General features: G+C 43.3%; 1 protein-coding gene. It reads right to left on the bottom strand.

From position 1 onward, the window contains the following. Positions 1 to 551 precede the first annotated feature (551 nt). Complete coding sequence (locus DXD25_RS16095) at positions 552 to 1,622, bottom strand: site-specific integrase (protein ID WP_233522369.1); 1,071 nt, start codon at positions 1,620 to 1,622, stop codon at positions 552 to 554. Positions 1,623 to 1,855: the final 233 nt, after the last annotated feature.

The following is a 1,855-nucleotide window of genomic DNA, read 5'->3' as shown; positions in this document are numbered from 1 at the left end:
ATACAAAAATAATCTTAATAAACAGATATAATCTTTAAGAAATTTGCTGGTTTGGTGTTTTTTTCTTATGATTTCGGTCGATTTTGCAGAAATCTTTTACATCTGTTGTATGAACTGGAGTTAGTTTGGCAAAAATACACAAATGGTCACGGCTTCACTTTCTTATAATAAGAATGTAAATCATGGTTTGAAACTGTACACACTCGGAGTACAAACGAAAACACCATATGCTTGTGTCGGAAAGGTATATATGAGCTGATGGTAGAGTCGTCATCAACAACAATGACCCTGATTGGATAAACTCAGCAGGAATACTTGCTATTCATTTTATGATGGGGTTATGTTGCAAGTTTGAGATTTCATGTAAAAAAGTCCTAATTTCTATGTTTCTCTTCTTGCAAATTATGGGATATTAAGAAAAATATCGTATCTTTGCCCCCGAATTGAGGCGTTCTTTGTATATTGCAAGGTTGTGAAAGAAAAAGAATATAGCTCGTTTCTAAATCGTTAGCAGTCACATTCTTCAAAGTATTTAACTCGTTGATATTCAATCAATAAAAGATTTTATTGTGACTCCTCATGTGGTAGGAATAGGTCTTGCTCGTTTCCGCCAACTTGCAGATGGTGATGAGGTCGATACGAACACGATTCGTGCTCAGCAATGGGAAAAGGGTAGCTCTTGCCCCGTCCTCGTATTTCGCCACCAGCTCCAACGCCTCGGGCAGGAGTTTCACTCTGGCAAGTGTTCCGGTCTTCTTGCGGTTATAGATGAGCCATTTGTCGCCATCCTCCAACACCTTGACATTGGCTTTCGTGATGGAAACGGTGTCTATGAAGGCTGTTCCTGCATAGCAGGCGAAAAGAAACAGGTCACGGCTAACGGATAGTCTCGGCTTGTCTTCGGGCAGTTCCACATCACGGATTTTTATGAAATCAGACATGCTGAGAGCCTTGGGTGTCGTAACCCTTGGAGTGCCAACCCGATAATGGGCGAACAGCAGGTTCTTGCACAAGCCTCGCTCAAAGGCAATGCGGCACATCTTCTTGAAGAGCGACACATAGATGGTGATGGTTCCTGATGAAAAGCCTTTCTCGTCAAGCAGGTAATGGTGAAAGTCACTGATGAAAGGCTCGGTCAGCTGTCCGAAAGCCAAATCAGTCAACCTATACTTCTCCCCGATGAACTCAGCGAGATTCTTGCGAATCTTTCTGTAAGTCCAGACACTGCTCTTCGACATATCTATGCCCTCATGGGTGCTGAGTTCACTGATATGCTCGTCCACGAAGGAGAGAAGGGTGGTCTGTGTCTTGACGCTGCCCTGCAAAGCCTCCTTGACATCCTTAGCCTCGAAGTCCGTTCTCTTTTCCACAAGCACATCGAAAGCCTTTTGGATGGAAAGCAACAACTGCTCGATGTCCTTGTTGGTCTCCACGGCTTCCTTGCTCTTGCCCTCCAATCGGCTGGCACGAGGATTCCAAAGCGATGGAGTGCAAGACAACTTGCAGGAGAACTGCGCCATAGTCCTGTTCACCGTGATGCGTCCCATGATGGGAGCTTTTCCATTCTTGTCCATTCCGCTCTTTTTTAGGTAGAGCAACACCTTGAATTTTTCGATTTTCATAACGCTTACATTTTGAGTGTGCAAATATAATCATTTTGTAAGCGTTCCTTGATACGCAAAACATTGAGAATCAGTGCAATAAAATCCGTTGATGCACAAAGTTTCCTTTCCGTATTGTTACCTGCTTTGCATAGGTAACTGTGGCTCACGATTTAGTAACTGAACTACTTCAATATTCCTCACTCGCTTGCTTTATGCCGATTTGGCAACTTTGTGCAAATCTACTCATTCCC

It is taken from the genome of Prevotella sp. TF12-30 (assembly GCF_003436715.1).
In the GTDB taxonomy this organism is placed as follows: domain Bacteria; phylum Bacteroidota; class Bacteroidia; order Bacteroidales; family Bacteroidaceae; genus Prevotella; species Prevotella copri_A.
This window is presented reverse-complemented; position numbering and strand designations above follow the sequence as displayed.

Bases quoted from the DNA above. Each gene is read 5' to 3' on its own strand.
- DXD25_RS16095 (WP_233522369.1), bottom strand. From the start codon at position 1,622: ATGAAAATCGAAAAATTCAAGGTGTTGCTCTACCTAAAAAAGAGCGGA.